Source organism: Corynebacterium tuscaniense DNF00037 (genome assembly GCF_000759055.1).
Lineage (GTDB): Bacteria > Actinomycetota > Actinomycetes > Mycobacteriales > Mycobacteriaceae > Corynebacterium > Corynebacterium tuscaniense.
Genome location: NZ_JRNG01000001.1, coordinates 1 through 16,586, shown reverse-complemented (window position 1 = coordinate 16,586; position 16,586 = coordinate 1). Strand labels below are relative to the sequence as shown.

Below are 16,586 nucleotides of genomic sequence, written 5' to 3'. Positions count from 1 at the left end.
TCTAGTCCAGGTAATCGCGCAGCACTTGCGAACGTGACGGGTGGCGCAGCTTGGACATCGTCTTCGACTCGATTTGGCGAATACGCTCACGCGTTACGCCATAAACCTGGCCGATCTCATCGAGCGTGCGCGGCATACCATCGGTCAGGCCGAAGCGCAGACGCACAACACCAGCTTCACGCTCGGACAGCGTGTGTAGCACGTCTTGGAGCTGGTCCTGCAGCAAGGTGAAGGACACAGCGTCGACGGCCACAACGGCCTCAGAATCCTCAATGAAGTCTCCGAGTTGGCTGTCACCCTCATCACCAATGGTCTGGTCCAGGGAGATGGGCTCACGGGCGTACTGCTGGATTTCGAGGACCTTTTCCTCGGTGATGTCCATTTCCTTCGCCAGCTCTTGCGGCGTCGGCTCACGGCCGAGATCCTGCAGCAGCTCACGCTGGATGCGGCCGAGCTTGTTGATGACCTCGACCATGTGCACCGGAATACGAATGGTGCGTGCCTGGTCTGCCATCGCGCGGGTAATCGCCTGGCGGATCCACCACGTGGCGTACGTGGAGAACTTGTAGCCCTTGGAGTAGTCGAATTTTTCCACCGCGCGGATGAGGCCAAGGTTGCCTTCCTGAATCAGATCAAGGAAAGCCATTCCGCGTCCTGTGTAACGCTTAGCCAAGGACACCACGAGACGCAGGTTTGCCTCCAGCAGGTGGTTCTTCGCCTTGCGGCCATCACGTGCTACTGCGCGAAGATCACGCTTCACAGCAGGGGTGAGTTTGGCATCCTTATCGCCTGCTTCGGCTGCACGCTGCATCTCATCGAGGCGGTACTGGGCATACAGGCCCGCCTCGATCCGCTTGGCCAGCGAAACTTCCTGCTCAGCGTCGAGCAGCGCAACTTTACCGATCTGCTTCAGGTATGCGCGGACCGAGTCCGCAGAAGCAGTGAGCTGCGCATCCTTGCGGGCCTGGCGCAGAGCAGCGGACTCTTCAATGTCCCACACAGACGGAGCTGGGCTGCCATCATCTTCATCATCCTCAGCACCAGCCGGTGCGGACTCACCAGCGGCGCTTTCCTGACCGAGCTCCGGCACGAATTCGGACTCATCCTCTTCTTCGTCCTCATCGTCGGCGACGTCATCTTCGTCCTCATCGTCGAGGTCCTCATCGCCGGCAATCTCCGGATCATAATCATCATCCAGCTCGTCGCCGTCCATGTCGTCATCGATCAGGGCATCATCCACATCGTCCGCGTCATCTGCCTCATCGACATCGAGCTCATCCTCCAGCTCGTCTGCCTTGGGGGCCCGTGCCGTGGCAGTCTTCTTCACCGTTTTCTTTGCAGCCGTTTTACGCACCGTCTTTTTTGCCGCGGTCTTCTTTGAAGCCTTCTTAGCTGTCTTTTTAACGGCCTTCTTGACAGTTTTCTTAGCCGTCTTTTTTGCAGGTGTGCTCGAGGCCTTGCCCTCACCGGTAGCCACATCTGCTTTTTCAGTCGCGGTGGTCGAAGCGACCGCCTTGGTGGTCTTCTTCGCCGTGGTCTTACGGGCGGTCTTCGTCACGGTCTTCTTCGCCGCGGTTTTTCGTGCGGTCTTCTTCACCGCCTTTTTTGCAGTTTTCTTGGCGGTTGCGCGCGCAGGAGAAGCCGTCCCGGTGTCACCGGGTGCCTGGGTTGCGCCGGATGCGCCGACGGTTTCAGGACTCTTCTTGCTGGAAGGGGTGCTAGCTGCCACGTACGACCTTTCGTGCACTCATCACTACTGTCGGAAGTTGTCCGCCCCCACGGTACGCGCATTTGCGTTGGCGGGGTTGAGCCCCGTGGGGTGGATCCAACAACCTCACCTGTTGAAGTCTATTTTGCCATCCCATTGAGATAGGCAAGAGGACCAGAGATCAAAGGACAACCGTACAGCATATGCACGCACGGCTGAGCTTCGCCACCGTTGTGGGGTTTTTCTTTCAGGGGGATTGATGCGTTACGGCGTGACGTGCTTGGCCACTGCCATTGCTGCACCGACAATACCTGCACGGTTGCGGAGCTGGGCGGGGACCACGGGTGTGTCAACGGTGAGGAAAGGAACCCACTTGTCGGATTTGCGTGAAATGCCACCACCAACAACAAACGCGCTGGGGTTGAACAGGCGCTCGTACTCTTTGAGTACCTTATCCACGCGCGTTGCCCACTGCTTGTAGCTGAGATCCTCGCGGTCACGCACAGCGGAAGATGCCTGGTGTTCAGCTTCTTTCTTTCCTACGATCATGTGACCAAGCTCGGTGTTGGGGAACAGGGTGCCGTCTGTGATGAAAGCGGAGCCAATGCCAGTACCGAAGGTGAGGAATAGGACGGTGCCAGTCCGGACGACCTCATCGCCGAAAGCAACTTCAGCGAGGCCAGCCGCGTCCGCGTCATTAAGCACGGCGATGCTTCGGCCAGGTAAGTGCTCCGTGAACAGATCGTGGACGTTGGTGCCAATCCACGTGGAATCAATATTTGCAGCGATTCGTGCAACCTGGTCTTTCACTACTGTCGGCATGCAGATTCCCACTGGACCATCCCAGTTCAGCTTGTCGACGATCTCTGCGACCGTCCTTGCAACCGCCACAGGGGTGGCTGGCTGCGGAGTCTCGATTTTGATGCGCTCAGTAACAAACTCACCGGTGTCCATGTTGACCACAGCCCCCTTGACACCAGAGCCACCAATATCAATGCCGCAACAATAGTTCCCACCTGCGGGGAGATTCCCGTTATTCATACCTCCCGAGTTTACCTATCAATGTCGCCTAGAGTTGAGCACGATGACTGGCACAGACGATCACATAGACAACCTTGAAGCGCACGAGCAAAACGACACAAGCGAGCTATTAGCCGTAGCTCTGGAAGCTGCCCTAGGCGCTGCAGAACTCGTGCGTACTCGTCGCGCGGAGCTCATCGCATCGGGCGCGCTGGTAGGCACGGCTGAAACAAAATCCTCCGATGTGGATCCGGTGACCGTGGTGGACAAAGAATCAGAGGAGCACATCACCCGTACGCTCAAAGAATTACGGCCCACTGATGGCATCGTCGGGGAGGAAGGCACATCGCTAGAGTCCGAGTCAGGGGTCCGGTGGATTGTGGACCCTATCGATGGCACTGTGAATTTCCTTTACGGCATACCGCAATACGCGATATCCATTGCCGCAGCAGCTGGGGAGAAGCTTATTGCTGCTGTGGTGATCAACGTGGCTACCGGCCGCACATACATTGCCCGCGCGGGGGAAGGTGCATATGTAGAAGATGATGAAGGGTGGCACCAACTCACTTGCTCACCACAGGAGAAAGGCACGGTGGCTCATGCGCTAGTTGCCACAGGTTTTTCCTATATTCCCGAATGGCGTGCGCAGCAAGCCCAGATCATCACCAATCTCCTCCCGCAGGTACGTGACATTCGCCGGATGGGGTCGGCCGCACTTGATCTGTGCGCGCTGGCGGAAGGTACCGTCAACGCCTACTACGAGCACGGAATCCACCCGTGGGACTATGCTGCTGGGGCGCTGATCGCCGCTGAGGCTGGTGCGCGCGTGCATCACCCTGGGCTCAGTACCTCCGGCAAAGATGGCGAATTAACTGCCGCGGCCGCGCCGGGCGTGTGGGAGGAATTTCGTGAAGTGTTAGTTGCTGCAGGTGCGTTCGACTCGTTACGTTAAAGCATTAGTTGGCGGCCAGGATTTCCCGTACGAGCGGGATGACCTTTGTGCCGTACAGCTCCACGGACCGCATCCGGGCAGCATGGGGGATGTTTCCGACGGTGGAGTACACCATGTCATAGCGTCCGAGATCGAGGGTTTGAACCGTGTTGGCGATCTTCTTTGCCACAGTCTCAGGTGATCCTACGGTGAGCGCACCATCATTGATTTCAGCTTCGAATCTGTCGCGGGTCAGCGGTGCCCATCCGCGGGTGACGCCGATGCGGTTTTGTGCCGCGGCGTATTCCTTAAAGATGATCTTCTTGGCTTCCTCGTCGCTGTCGGCAACGAAACCAGGGGAGTGCACGCCTACGGGATATGTAGTGGTACCCAACTGCTCCGTCGCCTGTTTGTACAGGTCAACGTACGGCTTGAAGCGCACGGGTGCCCCGCCGATGATCGCCAACATGAGACGGAAACCGTAGCGCGCTGTACGCACCACGGACTTCGGCGAACCTCCCACACCAACCCATGTAGTCAGGCCACGATCCGTCTTCGGATACAGGTCTGCGTTCTCTAGTGCGGGGCGTGTCTGGCCGGACCAGGTCACCGGCTCCTCTTTCACAATCTCGGCCCACAGATTGAGCTTCTCCTCAAACAGGCGGTTGTAATCCTCCAGCTTGTAGCCGAACAAGGGGAAAGACTCTGTGAAGGAGCCACGTCCAAGAATGACCTCTGCACGGCCATTGGACAATGCGTCCAAGGTGGCAAACTGCTCAAACACGCGGACCGGATCGTCGGAGGACAGCACTGTCACGCCCGAGGCCAGCTTCATGCGATTCGTAGCGGTGGCAATACCGGCCAACATTGTGGGTGGGGAAGAGATGGCGTAATCCGGCCGGTGGTGCTCGCCAACGGTGAATGCATCTACACCGATGGAGTCCGCGAGCACAGCCTCCTCCAGCGTCGCGCGGATTGCTTTGGAGTAAGTGAACAGGGAGCCGTCTGCCTCTCGTGGTAGGTCCCCAAATGTGTCCAGACCGAACTCAATCGCTGCGGGATCTAGCGTGGTCATGCCAACTCCTTCTTGTCTACAAGTGAGTGTAGTGTTTGCGCGTCTACATTCGCGCCGAAGGCCGAATAGCCGGGCTGTAAAGCGATACCGGCTTTGAGGGAATCCAATAGCAGTGGCTCAAAGCCGAAGTCTCGGACGAGCGTGCCCACGAGCGTGACGTCTTCCGCATTGTCACCAGCGACAGCGATGGCTTTGCCTGTGCCAGGACCTTCTTCGAGGTCGTGGTAGCCCATGTGATTGAAGGCCTTTACCACACGCGAATTGTTCAGATGGGCTTGCACGAGCTGTGAAGAATGGGCCTCCGCGAGATCGGGTTCATGGCCATCCGTTTCCCACCAGTAATTCATCGCATCAATTACAAGTTTTCCGGCTAATGCATCTGTGGGGAGCTGGCGGAAATTGCGCAGGGGAAGCGCAAGGATGACCACGTCGGCGATCGCAGCGACCTCTTGTACAGTACCGGTACGTGCGCCGGGAACGAGGGTGCCAACGATAAGATCGATTGTCTCCGGATTTCCTGAGCTAGCTAGCGTTGTATCATGCCCCGCCGCGACGGCAAGTCTGCCCAGAACGGTACCAAGTTTGCCCGCGCCGAGGATTCCGATGTGCATGCTCAACACCCTCTCTTTATATGACATGTCATCGACGTTAGTATCTTAGAGTGTGATATCTCCAGCAACTCGTGCGGATTCACCAGCGAAGGAGCGCTTAGAAGCGTATCCACAATGTTGCTGATACCCCCGTGTTGCGACACGCCGGAATCACACTCCGGCAGGGGAACATGACATCTGGGCGAACGTGATTTACTATCGCGTCGAAAGTACGCAATGAAGGCCATCGCATCGACCGATTACGTGCACTAGCACGCGGTCATGTAGGGCACAGAAAGTATCAGAAGGAGACCCTTTCGTGGCCACTGATTATGATGCTCCCCGCCGGCGCCTCGATGACGAGATTGAGACGGACTCGCTCGAGGGGCTGAAGGCGGCTGAAGTCGCGGGCAGCAGTATGGATGATGACGGGGAAGTCGTGGACGCATTCGATCCACCAACGGTGGATCTCACCGGCGAGGAGCTGAATGTTTCCGTTGTACCCAAGCAGGACAATGAATTTACCTGTGCTTCGTGCTTCCTTGTGCAGAAGAACAACCGGCTGGGGTACATCGACGACAATGGGGCAAAGATCTGCCTCGACTGCGAGTAGAACCCCGTAAGGGGGTGTTGGGATTACCTGCCTAGTGGCTCTACTGCCGCATCAGCCTGATCAGGCACGAAGGCGCGCAGGAGAGCTTCTGGGTTCTTGGTGGAGATGAGCCAATATGGGGTGGGGTCCTCCGGATCATTGAGGACGAACAAAGCTAGTTCTTTCACCCACGCATGGTGGATCAAGTAAGCGGCGGGATCGAGTTGTCGGCCAAGCGCATTTTGCTTTGCTGTCTTAGGTACGGCGAGGGAGCGGGGGACAACCGTATGAGGCAGGTTCGCATCGCCGACTACGAGCCACCGTGTTCCATCGGGGTCTTGTTCCACTTTCACCACCGTTGAGGACAAGTAGGTGAGGTACCACGCGAGCAACGCTCCCACGATGAGAAATGTGGCGATGAAGTACACCATGGAGCGGTTGTGTCCTACCTGTGCTCCTATGAGCCCCGCAAAAGCAACGGCCAATACCCACCACCACACCGGCACCCATTGCCGTTCGGAATAAAGCACCGTGCTCGCGCCGGAGTTGGGCGTTTGGGCAGTGGTTGCGTTGGATGTCTCATTGTTCTCGCTCACGGCTCCTATGTTAGGCATCGCAGTGATGATGAGGTGTATGTGGCCAGAACCGAGATTCACGGTCTCAGATCTAAAGGGCTCGAACTTTGAACCGTGTGCGCATGGATTGATCGCGGAAACCCCAGTGCATTCGCGCAGAAGTCGCGGTGGGTGACGTAGTGTGGGGCGCGTGACAGATACGACGAATAATTTCGGACTTAGTAGTATCGGCCCGATTCCTTTGAAGCGGCTTGACCCTGGTTTGCCGTTGCCGCAGCGTGCGCATCGTGGTGATGCCGGGGTTGATCTTCATGCAACGGAGGATCTGACCATTGCCCCGGGTGAGCGCAAGCTCGTGGGTACGGGCATTGCGCTGGCGTTGCCGCTGGGCACGGTCGGTTTGGTGCATCCGCGTTCAGGTTTGGCTGCAAAGCATGGCGTGACCATTGTGAACACCCCTGGCACGATTGATGCTGATTACCGTGGAGAGATCAAGGTCTGTTTGTTGAATACGGACCGAGAAACTCCTTTTGAGGTGACGCGTGGCATGCGTATTGCCCAGCTGGTTGTGCAGCGCGTTGAATTACCGGACTTCGTCGAGGTGGATGATTTAGATGAGACGGAGCGCGGTGCGGGCGGGTACGGCTCCACCGGAGTTAACTCTTTTTCCTAAGCCATCCCATAACTCATTTCTCAATCCAGTTAATAACGATCAAAGCGAGGTTCATCATGGCACTGTGGCCATTTGGCAAGAAGAAGCAAGCCGAAGAATCCGGCGAGGATCAGGCACAAGTCAGGGAGCTTATCGACGTCGCCGAGGACCCCACTGACAGCGCTGAGAGCACGGAGGCTGAAGCTTTCGTCGATGATGCTGATTCGGATTCAGATCCGGTGTCTATCCCACATGACGTGGTCAATGGGGAGTCGGGCCCCTTTGATGGGGATAGCGTGGACATCAATGATTTTGATTTCAGCGATGTCTCCGATGGCGTGCTGAACTTGGGGTCCATTGCGTTGCCACTGCCGAAGAACTCCCAGGTGCAGGTGGAGATGGGGGAGAACGGTCCGCGAATGCTGCATGTGGTGACGGAATTTGGCCGGATGACCCCGGTTGCGTTTGCGGCACCGAACTCTGGCGGCATGTGGGAGGAATCCTCCAATGAGATTGCCGAGGGAATGCGTAGCGAGGGCATGCCCACTGAATTTGAAACCGGTCCGTGGGGCCGTGAGGTCGTTGGTCGTGGGGATAACGGCATTATCCGCATCATTGCCGTGGAAGGGCCGCGTTGGCTTTACCGTATGACGGCGGCCGCGCCACATGGCAAGGAAGACTACTTGGCCGACTTGGCACGCAGTGTTATTGCCCGCTCTTTCATCTACCGTGGCACCACGCCGGTCCTGGCGGGTAATTCTTTGCCAGTGGAAATCCCAGCCCCGCTGGCAGCGCAGCTGCAGCAAGCAATGGCTCAACAAGCTCAGCGGGCTCAGCGAGCTCAGCACCTGGAGAATGAGAACTGATGTTTGACCCGTCAGGGGACCTCACGAGTGGTGTCACACTGACATTGCAACCTCATGGGATGGCGCATGGTGGGGAGGCGATTGCGCATGCACCCGACGGTCGTGTCGTGTTTATTGGTGGTGCTGTTCCGGGTGACACCGTGAGTGTGACATTGAATCGGGTGAAAAAGCGCTGGGCGCGGGGCAACGTGGTGGAGGTCGTTGAGCCTTCCGCGGACCGCGTGGATCATGCGTGCCCAGCGGCTGCTGTGGGAGCGGGGTGCTGCGATTACTCGCATATCGCACTAGCAGCACAACAACGCTTCAAGCGTGAGGTTCTCATCGGACAGTTGACCCACCACGCCCAAACCAGCGGTGTGCTTGATGGTTTTGATTTAGCCATTGACCTTGAGGAAGAAGCACTTAAGCCCACTCTTGGGTGGCGCACGCGGACCCGCTTGGGTGTAGGGCCGGATGGCTGTGCCGGGGTGCGTAAAGCTCGTAGCAATGACATCGTTGCGGATGTCGCCTGCACGCAGGTTCTTCCCGGCGCTCTGGATGGGGTTGTTGGGCCAGGTGCGCGCACGTTCACACCAGGGGTGGAACTCGTTGTGGTGATGGATTCTCATGGCCAGCGCCATGTCGTTGAAACAGCCAAGGCTCAACGCGGGCGACGCGTTGAGTGGGTAGAAACCGTTATTGAAGGTGATCTAGCTGTTGCAGAAGTAGTGCCCGTGGAATCTGGAGGACACGTAGAAGACTTTGAATTTGTCTTCCCGCCTACCGCGTTTTGGCAGGCACACTGTGCGGCACCAGCGGCGTACTCGCGCTATATCACTGACTGGGCAGCCGACGATTATGAGCGGCCAATCGGATGGGATCTGTATGGGGGAGTGGGACTCTTTGTGCCGTCGATAAGCAAAGCAATGGGCGGGCGAGCCAGCATCCACAGTGTTGATTACTCGGATGCGGCCAACCGTGAGGCACAAACCTGTCTGGCGGACCTTGATGTTGACATGCGTAATCAAAAAGTTGAAGCGGGTCTAGGCCACCTGGCAGATCCTGGTCTTGTCGTTTTGGATCCTCCCCGTACAGGCGCGGGGTCAGAGGTTGTCCACGATATTGCGCAGCGTGATCCACAGCGTGTCATTCATGTTGGGTGCGATCCGGCAACCTTCGCGCGTGATCTCGCTGCCTGGGGAAACTCTGGGTATGTGGTGGAGCGCATGGCGCTCGTGGATGCATTCCCGATGACCCATCATTTTGAAGTTTTGTGCAGCCTGGTACGTGCATAGATGTGCGTTCCGAATCTTCTGAGGGTACCGCCGAAGCCGACTCGGCGACGTGTAAAGTTGTGCAGAACGAGCGGTGGCTATTACGGCCTACTGCTGAAGCAGTAACCAAGCGATGTGAAGGAGCAGCGAGGATACGTGAAAAGGCTTGAAGATCTATCGCTTCCCTCTGATGTGAAAGACATGTCAGTGGAGGAGCTCGAGCTTCTGGCTGATGACATCCGCGAGTTCCTCATCCAGAAAGTCTCAGCCACCGGTGGCCACCTTGGGCCGAACCTTGGAGTGGTTGAGTTAACGCTTGCCCTGCACGCCGTGTTTGACTCGCCGAAAGATCCCATCATCTTCGACACATCGCACCAGTCTTACGTGCACAAAATCCTCACCGGGCGTGCAGACCAGTTTGACACTCTGCGTAAGAAGGACGGTCTCTCGGGCTACACCAGCCGGGCGGAATCAGAGCATGATTGGACGGAATCCTCCCACGCGTCTGCAGCACTGTCCTATGCGGATGGTTTGTCTAAGGCGAAGGTGCTGCACGGTGAGGCTGATAGCCGTGTGGTGGCCGTAGTCGGCGACGGAGCTTTGACTGGTGGCATGTGCTGGGAAGCGCTCAACAATATTGCGGAAAGTGAACGCAATGTTGTCATCGTGGTCAATGACAATGGCCGCTCCTATTCCAAAACCATTGGCGGTTTTGCCCGCAACTTGGACAATATTCGATCCCAGATTGCTTCCATCCGCATCCAGCCTGGATATGACGAAGTGATGGAACAAGGCAAGCGCACCTTGAAATCCATGGGCTGGGTTGGGGAGCGCGCGTTTGGTGCCTTCAAAGCGGTCAAAGACGGCATCAAACATCAAGTTATGCCTACCCAGATGTTCCAGGACTTGGGCCTGAAATACGTGGGCCCCATTGACGGACACGATGTTGGTGCGCTGCTCGGCGCGTTCCGTTACGCCCAACAGCATGACGGGCCGTTACTGCTCCACGTCGCAACAGAGAAGGGCCATGGTTTTGCCCCGGCTGTCAATGACATGGCGGATCAAATGCATTCGACCGGTGTGATTGACCCGGTGACAGGCGAAGCACTTGGGAAAGTCCGCCCTGGCTGGACCGGTGTGTTCTCGGAAGAACTTCTTCGTGCCGCTCAAAAACGTGAGGATATTGTCGCCCTGACCGCGGCAATGGCCGGCCCGACGGGGCTCACCCCGTTTGCGGAGAAGTTCCCTTCCCGTTTCTTCGATGTAGGAATCGCGGAGCAGCATGCGGTGACCTCTGCTGCCGGTATGGCTCTGGGTGGCTTGCACCCGGTGGTTGCGGTGTACTCCACGTTCTTGAATCGCGCCTTTGATCAACTGCTCATGGATGTTGCACTGATCAACCAGCCCGTGACCCTCGTGCTGGACCGCGCCGGTGTCACCGGTAGTGATGGTGCGAGCCACAACGGTGTGTGGGACATGGCGTTGACCTCGATTGTCCCCGGCATTCAGGTTGCTGCACCACGCGATGCGGATCGGCTGCGCGAGGAATTCCGCGAAGCTATCGCGGTGAACACCGGCCCTACGGTTGTGCGTTTTCCGAAAGGCGATGTCGGTCCGGGCATTGAAGCTGTCCGCCGAACACCAGGGGGAATGGACATCCTTGTTGATCCGGCGGACGGTTCACGTGCTGGTGCTGCGGGCGGAGACGCGCCTGTGGACGTGCTGCTCGTGGCCATCGGTGAATTCGCCGGTCGTGCTGTGGAAGTAGCTGAATCACTCAATGCGGACGGAGACAACATCACCGTCGTGGATCCACGGTGGATTATCCCGGTGAACCCGGAGCTAGTCGGTATGGCCGCGGAAGCAGACCTCGTGGTGGTGTACGAAGATGGCGTCATCCGTGGTGGCGTGGGATCAGCTCTGAATGAGGTGTTGTCTACCGCTGAGGTGGATACCCCGCTGCGTCACCTGGCGTTCCCGGATATATTCCCGGGGCATGCGACCCGTGAGGAGTTGTTGGAGGATGTCGGGTTAGATGCTGTCTCCGCTCGGGAATCCATCCGTGGCTGGATTGAAGGCTTGGCCGACCGGGATTAACCCTCAGCCTCGTCTATTCTGGCGCTGAATCCTAGGTTCATGGTGAATAGCGCGGCGGTGTGCTCAATCTGCCACGGTCGTGCACCCAGGTCTGCCAGGAGTGAGGCCACCGAGTGAGTCTGGTTCACCACGTCACCTTCGGTGAGGGCCCACACTGCTTCCCGCAGGATGGCGGGGGTGAGCAGGATCTCCGGACTGATGTTCAGATCAGTTGCTGTTTCCGCTACTACTGCGCGCATGGTTTGGAGCGCCTCCCACGACTCGGAGTGGTGGCGCTGCCACGCCGATTTACCGGGGGCGCCACCAGTGGAGCGCTGCTTCTGTGGCCAGGTGGCGGGATCGGATGCGTAGGCTTTTTCCACCACGGTGAACCATTTGCGGGTGGCGCCACGGCGGCGGCGAGGAAAGCCGTCGATACGCGCCAACTCACATGCGCGTGATGGTTGCTCCTTCGCAATGGCAATGATGACCTTGTTGGGCAAGATTGTCGTGGGGGAGACATCGCGGCGTGAGGCTTCTTCATCGCGTGCAGTCCACACTGCCCGTGCCACCGCGCGTGAACGTGCGTGGTGGAGGGATGATGTGCCTTTGAGCATGGTCCACGTAGGCATCTGCGGTGACCAGTGGGCAAATTCATCAACAATGTGGGAAAACTCTTGCTCAGCAGCGTCTGTCTTGCCTTGAAGTTCCAAAAGCTCCGCCTGTGCATCCGCGAGATCCCCAAGATAGATCACGTCATCGGCGGCGTAATCAAGCCAATCTTCAGGCAGCGGAACTGCGGACCAATTTTCACGGCCATGGCTTTTCTCGAGCTCAACACCACAAAATTCCTTTACCATAGCGCCGAGGTTCGGCTTGTTGTACCCAGCGATGCGACCAGCGAGCGCGGTATCAAAAAGCCGCCCAGGGTGAAGGCCCAAATCTGCCAGGCTGGGAAGATCTTCTGGTGCGGCGTGCACGATCCACTCGGCTCCATTGAGCACGGGAGCGAGCGCCCGCGTGAGTTCCGCACGGTATCCCTCCGGCGCGAATAAGTAGGTGCCGGCACCACGACGATGGATCTGAACCAGAAACGCACGGTTGTCGTAGCGGTACGCAGACGCGCGCTCAGTATCAATAGCAAAAGGGCCGCGCCCTGCCGAGAGGGAACTCGCTGCGCGTTCAAAGGCTTCTGGCGTATCGACGAGTTGGTAGCGAGCGCACATGCCCATCAGGATAGTTGCCCACTACTTTGAGACGCCTTTTGCCTAGCGACGGTCGAGGCCAGCTACACCTTCCGGTGGCAGGCCAGCAACGTGAGCCAGAACCTTTGAGAAAGCCTCAACGTGGTGAGATAAATCTGTGGTGGCAGCCGTCCAGGAGGCGCGCATTTCAATCTGGTATGCGCGTGGTGGGCCACCGATATCCCCGAAACGGACGGATGCCGTGGACGTTACCGTGCCGCCAAGGTCGGTGTATTCCGCGTTGGTTTCCTCCAAGGATTCACCTAGCCACTGCCACGCAACGTCGGGCAAAAGCGGGTCGGAGGCAACGTCGTCGTCCATGTCAGCCTGGATGTAGGCGACCAAACGCATGGAGTTTTCCCAGGTTTCTTCGCTGGAGGGGGAGTACAGCAGGATGAGACGTCCGAAGGCATCTCCCTGAGAATCGGTGGGTACGGGGCCGGTCTCATCCAGGCCCGCAACCTCAAGGCCGATGGCATGGCTGTACGGGGCTGGGCGCTGAGGTGGGCGGATTGTTCCCAGGCTGATCTCCGGCCGCAGTTGGGCACGGTGCATGGATTCGACTGCCTCGGTGAAATCCTCGGGAATTTTTGCGGATTCTTGGGAGGCGTGGGGCTCAGAGGCCGTGGCGAGCGTGGGTTGGTCCGAATGTGTCACGGGTTCCAAGCTATCCAGTGACTGCCATCATTCTGTGGAGGCGCGCCGTTACTCTCTCCAACGTGCTACAAAGGACATTGATAAAACTTTCGGTTGATAATCCCGTGTGGGGAGAAAGGGTGCAACAACATGGCACAGCCAGACATTGAAAAACTTAACAACACACAGCGCTACGCGCAGTGGGCGACATTCCGCGTGATTCCGGGGGCGCTTGGTGCGGATCGGGGGGAGATCATTGCGGAGGCGAAGGAATTCTTTGACAACCTTGAGACTCAAGGCAAGGTTGTCATTCGCGGTGTGTATGACATCTCCGGGATGCGCTCTGAAGCAGATGTGATGATCTGGTGGCATGCCGAAGAATTCACTGATTTGCAGAAGGCCTACAACGATTTCCGTCGGACAACAGTGTTTGGTCGGTGCCTTGAGGTGTTCTGGGTCGGTGTTGGCTTGCACCGCCCGGCGGAGTTCAACCGCGGTCACTTGCCAGCCTTCATCATGGGTGAAGAGCCACAGGATTGGATCACCGTCTATCCGTTCACGCGTTCTTATGACTGGTACATCATGGATCCAGATAAGCGGCGTCAGCTGCTCATCGAGCACGGCCAGGCCGCCGCGGATTACGCGGATGTTCGCGCGAACACAATGTCTGCATTCGCGCTTGGTGATTACGAATGGATGCTCGCCTTTGAAGCGCCGACGCTTGAGCGTATTTCCGATCTCATGCACAAGATGCGTTACACCGAGGCGCGCCTCCACGTGCGCGAGGAGCTTCCGTTCTTCTCGGGCCGTCGAGTGACAGACATCGCAGAGATTATCGAGGTCTTGCCGTAATCTTCGATCCGGAGATCGACCGGTTACTGCATCGGCTTTTCTTCCAGAGTCATGGCGATGGAGTTGATGCAGTATCGCAGGTCTGTCGGGGTGGGGTAACCCTCACCAGCGAAGACATGGCCCAGGTGGGAACCACAGGTTGCGCATAACACCTCAGTGCGCACCATGCCGTGGGAGGTATCTTCGCGTTCTATGACCTTCTCGCTGTTTGATGGTGAGAAGAAGGACGGCCAGCCACAGTGGGACTGGAACTTCTCGGTGGAACGGAACAGCTCTTCCCCGCATGCGCGGCAGTGATAGATGCCCTCGGTGGTGGTGTCTGTGTATTCGCCCACTCCGGGCGGCTCCGTGCCCGCCTGGCGCAGCACGTGGAATTCCTCAGGGGTGAGGCGTTCACGCCACTGCTGTTCAGTCCAGTCGCTGTAGTTGTTCTGTGTCATGGTGTGGTGTCCCTCCATCTGCGTCATTGTCTTCATTAACCGAACTGCCCGTTGCTCGGTGCAATGCCAAAGTTGCCGCCCACACCGAGGTGGCGATTATAAATATCGCCCACCCAGCCGTAGGCAGGAAAGTGTTTGTCCAGCGGCCGATAACAGGATTGTCGTATACCACCCAACTCAACGGGGAAAGGCACAAAATGATTCCCAACCAGGCGGTGGGGGTGTGGAAGACACTGGTAGCACGTGCCACGGTGAACACTGCGGGGAAGAGCATCATGGAGTAATACGCCTGGCCCAGGGAGGAAAGTAGACAGACACCTGCTAGCAGTACAGCAGCAGTGGTGGCCGCCCACATCCACTCATCACTCCACCGCCACCGCGCCAACCCAACAACCGCTACGAGGACAGCGGCAGCGAAGATCATGAACAAGCCACCATGGAGCCATGCCGGCATGCCAAAGTACACAGCAGCGCCGGCCAGCGATGAGTTGGCGTAGTCCCGCGTGATACCCAGGTAGGGGACAACCACATCGATGTAGTCGCGGGCGCCGGGAGTCAGTGGCCAGGCGATAACGTTGAAGATCACCGGTACGAGACCCGCCGCGATCACCGCACCCCAGTTCATGCGCAACAGTGGCAGCACAATGAGCGGTGCAAACATCGGCTTGATCAAGATGCACAAGCCCAGGACCACACCCGCGGCCAACGACGGGCCTCGCAGCAGAAACGCGAGGAAAGCGACGAGCCCCAAAAGCAAGATGCCATTGATGTTGGAGAAGGTGAGGGTGTTGGTTACCGCTTCCGTCGCAAAGCCAAGTGCAATCGCACCGGGGAAAACCGGGTGCGTCAGCGTGAACCCTGACAAGCGCGTGAGCCACGCAAGAGCCCCAAGGATGGCCAGTGCATTCACCAAAATGAACAGCGGACGGATGATCTCCGTTGAGCCGAACAAGCCCAAGGGCGACAACAGTAGCGTGGCCCCCGGGTTGTACAGGTAGTGCGGGTCGACGGTGGTGTAGTTCTCGGAATAGACCGGCACGCGCGCCACAAACCGGCGGGCTGCGGCCCACACAGTAGTGAAGTCATCGGTGATCGTGCCGGGAAGCGCTAAAGCCACAATACGGTGGGTAAACAGCAAGATGGCCACGGGCCACAAGGCGGCATTAGCCACCAGTTCCCACCGGGGGCCCCGGTTAAGGGCCGGTGCGGTCCATATAGTTCTCAGGGCATCAGCGCGGGTAGTCACCCCATTAACGTACTAAACGCCGGCTACGAGGTCTTCTGAACCCGCCGGTAACGCGTGAAAAGATAGTCCCCATCCGCCACAGCCTGTTCCAAGGTGAAACGTTCCGCAATGTCGCCCACCAGCCCGGCGGGCTCTCCGTTGACGTGGGGGTCGAGGGTGAGATGGAGGACGTCGATAAGCGAATGCTTGAACATCTCTGCGTACAACGATGGCCCGCCCTCGCACACGATCCGGCCGAAGCCCCGTGCGCGAAGCTTATCGACGACCTCCGGAACCCCACCGCCTTCCGCCAACTCACACCCAGCGGCTTCTAGTGTTTTCCGGCGTGATGTGAGCGCGGGATCTGCCAGTGACTCCTGCGGCGTCACGATGATCGGGGGAGTGCCGCTGAACAACTTCGTGGTGGTGTCAAAGGTGAGGGAGCGTGAAACCACCGCCATTGGTGTATCTGCTGGGCCGTAATCCTCCGCCTTGACGGTGCCGGAACCCACGAGAATCACATCGGCCCATTCGCGCAACCCCTGGAGCACTGCCGAATCCATCTCATTGCCCAGCTTGCCGGACGTGCGGCCTGTGGTGAACGAGCCGAACAGCGTTGTAATCGCAACCGCCCGGACCTCCTCCTGGGCGGATGTTGGGCCGATGATCGTGTTGATCGTGTCCGCCTGGTTCATTGGACCTCCTTGGAGAGCTTCGTGCTACCTAGATCCGGAAAGGCTACAGGAATTACCTAAAACCGCAGAAGGTGCTATACATTTTCCGATCTGGGTCGCGACAGCTGATAGGCAAATCCCCCGGGCTGTCTTGGTGGCAGACAATCCCGGGGGGGG

Annotated in this window: 17 protein-coding genes; 7 read left to right on the top strand and 10 right to left on the bottom strand. The window is 58.1% G+C overall.

The features are described 5' to 3' along the window. Window position 1: 1 nt before the first annotated feature. Window positions 2-1,729 (bottom strand): RNA polymerase sigma factor, encoded by a 1,728-nt coding sequence (locus HMPREF2129_RS00085; RefSeq protein WP_084576362.1) that lies wholly within the window; start codon window positions 1,727-1,729, stop codon window positions 2-4. Between the two features lie 243 nt (window positions 1,730-1,972). Continuing rightward, window positions 1,973-2,749: a polyphosphate--glucose phosphotransferase gene (ppgK, locus tag HMPREF2129_RS00080; RefSeq protein ID WP_052092425.1), complete on the bottom strand. Its 777-nt coding sequence runs from the start codon at window positions 2,747-2,749 to the stop codon at window positions 1,973-1,975. A 43-nt stretch (window positions 2,750-2,792) separates the two neighbouring features. Between ppgK and HMPREF2129_RS00075 the strand changes: the two genes are divergently transcribed. Next, window positions 2,793-3,680 carry an inositol monophosphatase family protein gene (locus HMPREF2129_RS00075; protein ID WP_052092423.1) on the top strand — a complete coding sequence of 296 codons (888 nt, stop codon included), beginning with the start codon at window positions 2,793-2,795 and terminating at the stop codon, window positions 3,678-3,680. Window positions 3,681-3,684: 4 nt separating this feature from the next. On the opposite strand, the gene HMPREF2129_RS00070 is transcribed toward HMPREF2129_RS00075, so the two are convergent. Both HMPREF2129_RS00070 and HMPREF2129_RS00065 read right to left on the bottom strand, forming a co-directional pair. Further along, a complete protein-coding gene (locus tag HMPREF2129_RS00070; protein WP_034661413.1) occupies window positions 3,685-4,734 on the bottom strand; it encodes an LLM class flavin-dependent oxidoreductase in 1,050 nt (349 codons plus the stop codon). Beyond that, window positions 4,731-5,372, bottom strand: coding sequence for an NADPH-dependent F420 reductase (locus HMPREF2129_RS00065; RefSeq protein WP_034661412.1), 642 nt, complete (start codon window positions 5,370-5,372; stop codon window positions 4,731-4,733). The genes HMPREF2129_RS00070 and HMPREF2129_RS00065 overlap by 4 nt, the downstream gene beginning before the upstream one ends. 271 nt (window positions 5,373-5,643) lie before the next feature. On the opposite strand from HMPREF2129_RS00065, the gene HMPREF2129_RS00060 reads away from it, so the two are divergent. Further along, the gene (locus HMPREF2129_RS00060) at window positions 5,644-5,937 is read left to right on the top strand and encodes a DUF4193 domain-containing protein (RefSeq protein ID WP_034661410.1); all 294 of its coding nucleotides are present in this window, start codon (window positions 5,644-5,646) and stop codon (window positions 5,935-5,937) included. Window positions 5,938-5,960: 23 nt separating this feature from the next. Here HMPREF2129_RS00060 and HMPREF2129_RS00055 read toward each other — a convergent pair whose 3' ends face one another. Next, on the bottom strand, window positions 5,961-6,512 hold the full coding sequence (locus HMPREF2129_RS00055; RefSeq protein WP_232218051.1) for a DUF3093 domain-containing protein: 552 nt from the start codon (window positions 6,510-6,512) through the stop codon (window positions 5,961-5,963). Window positions 6,513-6,681: 169 nt separating this feature from the next. On the opposite strand from HMPREF2129_RS00055, the gene dut reads away from it, so the two are divergent. The 4 genes from dut to dxs all read left to right on the top strand — a co-directional run bounded on the left by dut (window position 6,682) and on the right by dxs (window position 11,359). Next, on the top strand, window positions 6,682-7,164 hold the full coding sequence (gene dut / locus HMPREF2129_RS00050; RefSeq protein WP_034661617.1) for a dUTP diphosphatase: 483 nt from the start codon (window positions 6,682-6,684) through the stop codon (window positions 7,162-7,164). 56 nt (window positions 7,165-7,220) lie between these two features. Beyond that, window positions 7,221-8,009 (top strand): DUF3710 domain-containing protein, encoded by a 789-nt coding sequence (locus HMPREF2129_RS00045; RefSeq protein WP_052092417.1) that lies wholly within the window; start codon window positions 7,221-7,223, stop codon window positions 8,007-8,009. Then, on the top strand, window positions 8,009-9,283 hold the full coding sequence (locus HMPREF2129_RS00040; RefSeq protein WP_034661408.1) for a class I SAM-dependent RNA methyltransferase: 1,275 nt from the start codon (window positions 8,009-8,011) through the stop codon (window positions 9,281-9,283). Before HMPREF2129_RS00045 ends, HMPREF2129_RS00040 begins: the two co-directional genes overlap by 1 nt. A gap of 135 nt (window positions 9,284-9,418) precedes the next feature. Further along, entirely contained in the window at window positions 9,419-11,359 is a 1,941-nt protein-coding gene (gene dxs, locus HMPREF2129_RS00035; protein WP_034661407.1) for a 1-deoxy-D-xylulose-5-phosphate synthase, read from the top strand. On the opposite strand, the gene HMPREF2129_RS00030 is transcribed toward dxs, so the two are convergent. Together HMPREF2129_RS00030 and HMPREF2129_RS00025 are read right to left on the bottom strand one after the other, a co-directional pair. Then, complete coding sequence (locus HMPREF2129_RS00030) at window positions 11,356-12,564, bottom strand: HRDC domain-containing protein (RefSeq protein WP_102724139.1); 1,209 nt, start codon at window positions 12,562-12,564, stop codon at window positions 11,356-11,358. The two genes, dxs and HMPREF2129_RS00030, sit on opposite strands and share 4 nt — an antisense overlap. Before the next feature lie 42 nt (window positions 12,565-12,606). Continuing rightward, window positions 12,607-13,170: a DUF3000 domain-containing protein gene (locus HMPREF2129_RS00025; protein ID WP_232218058.1), complete on the bottom strand. Its 564-nt coding sequence runs from the start codon at window positions 13,168-13,170 to the stop codon at window positions 12,607-12,609. 198 nt (window positions 13,171-13,368) lie between these two features. Here HMPREF2129_RS00025 and hemQ point away from each other — a divergent pair, with 198 nt between their 5' ends. Next, the gene (hemQ, locus tag HMPREF2129_RS00020) at window positions 13,369-14,070 is read left to right on the top strand and encodes a hydrogen peroxide-dependent heme synthase (RefSeq protein WP_034661401.1); all 702 of its coding nucleotides are present in this window, start codon (window positions 13,369-13,371) and stop codon (window positions 14,068-14,070) included. Between the two features lie 23 nt (window positions 14,071-14,093). Here hemQ and msrB read toward each other — a convergent pair whose 3' ends face one another. From msrB to HMPREF2129_RS00005, 3 genes are all read right to left on the bottom strand, one after another. Beyond that, window positions 14,094-14,510 carry a peptide-methionine (R)-S-oxide reductase MsrB gene (gene msrB / locus HMPREF2129_RS00015; RefSeq protein ID WP_034661399.1) on the bottom strand — a complete coding sequence of 139 codons (417 nt, stop codon included), beginning with the start codon at window positions 14,508-14,510 and terminating at the stop codon, window positions 14,094-14,096. After that, window positions 14,479-15,681 carry a glycosyltransferase family 87 protein gene (locus HMPREF2129_RS00010; protein WP_232218050.1) on the bottom strand — a complete coding sequence of 401 codons (1,203 nt, stop codon included), beginning with the start codon at window positions 15,679-15,681 and terminating at the stop codon, window positions 14,479-14,481. The genes msrB and HMPREF2129_RS00010 overlap by 32 nt, the downstream gene beginning before the upstream one ends. A 98-nt stretch (window positions 15,682-15,779) precedes the next feature. Beyond that, window positions 15,780-16,430, bottom strand: coding sequence for a dihydrofolate reductase family protein (locus HMPREF2129_RS00005; protein WP_034661394.1), 651 nt, complete (start codon window positions 16,428-16,430; stop codon window positions 15,780-15,782). Between the last annotated feature and the right edge of the window lie 156 nt (window positions 16,431-16,586).

Excerpts from the sequence above, each read along its gene's own strand:
- ppgK (WP_052092425.1), bottom strand. The coding sequence starts at position 2,749 with ATGAATAACGGGAATCTCCCCGCAGGTGGGAACTATTGTTGCGGCATT.
- HMPREF2129_RS00075 (WP_052092423.1), top strand. The coding sequence starts at position 2,793 with ATGACTGGCACAGACGATCACATAGACAACCTTGAAGCGCACGAGCAA.
- HMPREF2129_RS00070 (WP_034661413.1), bottom strand. The coding sequence starts at position 4,734 with ATGACCACGCTAGATCCCGCAGCGATTGAGTTCGGTCTGGACACATTT.
- HMPREF2129_RS00065 (WP_034661412.1), bottom strand. The coding sequence starts at position 5,372 with ATGTCATATAAAGAGAGGGTGTTGAGCATGCACATCGGAATCCTCGGC.
- HMPREF2129_RS00045 (WP_052092417.1), top strand. The coding sequence starts at position 7,221 with ATGGCACTGTGGCCATTTGGCAAGAAGAAGCAAGCCGAAGAATCCGGC.
- HMPREF2129_RS00040 (WP_034661408.1), top strand. The coding sequence starts at position 8,009 with ATGTTTGACCCGTCAGGGGACCTCACGAGTGGTGTCACACTGACATTG.
- HMPREF2129_RS00030 (WP_102724139.1), bottom strand. The coding sequence starts at position 12,564 with ATGTGCGCTCGCTACCAACTCGTCGATACGCCAGAAGCCTTTGAACGC.
- hemQ (WP_034661401.1), top strand. The coding sequence starts at position 13,369 with ATGGCACAGCCAGACATTGAAAAACTTAACAACACACAGCGCTACGCG.
- msrB (WP_034661399.1), bottom strand. The coding sequence starts at position 14,510 with ATGACACAGAACAACTACAGCGACTGGACTGAACAGCAGTGGCGTGAA.
- HMPREF2129_RS00005 (WP_034661394.1), bottom strand. The coding sequence starts at position 16,430 with ATGAACCAGGCGGACACGATCAACACGATCATCGGCCCAACATCCGCC.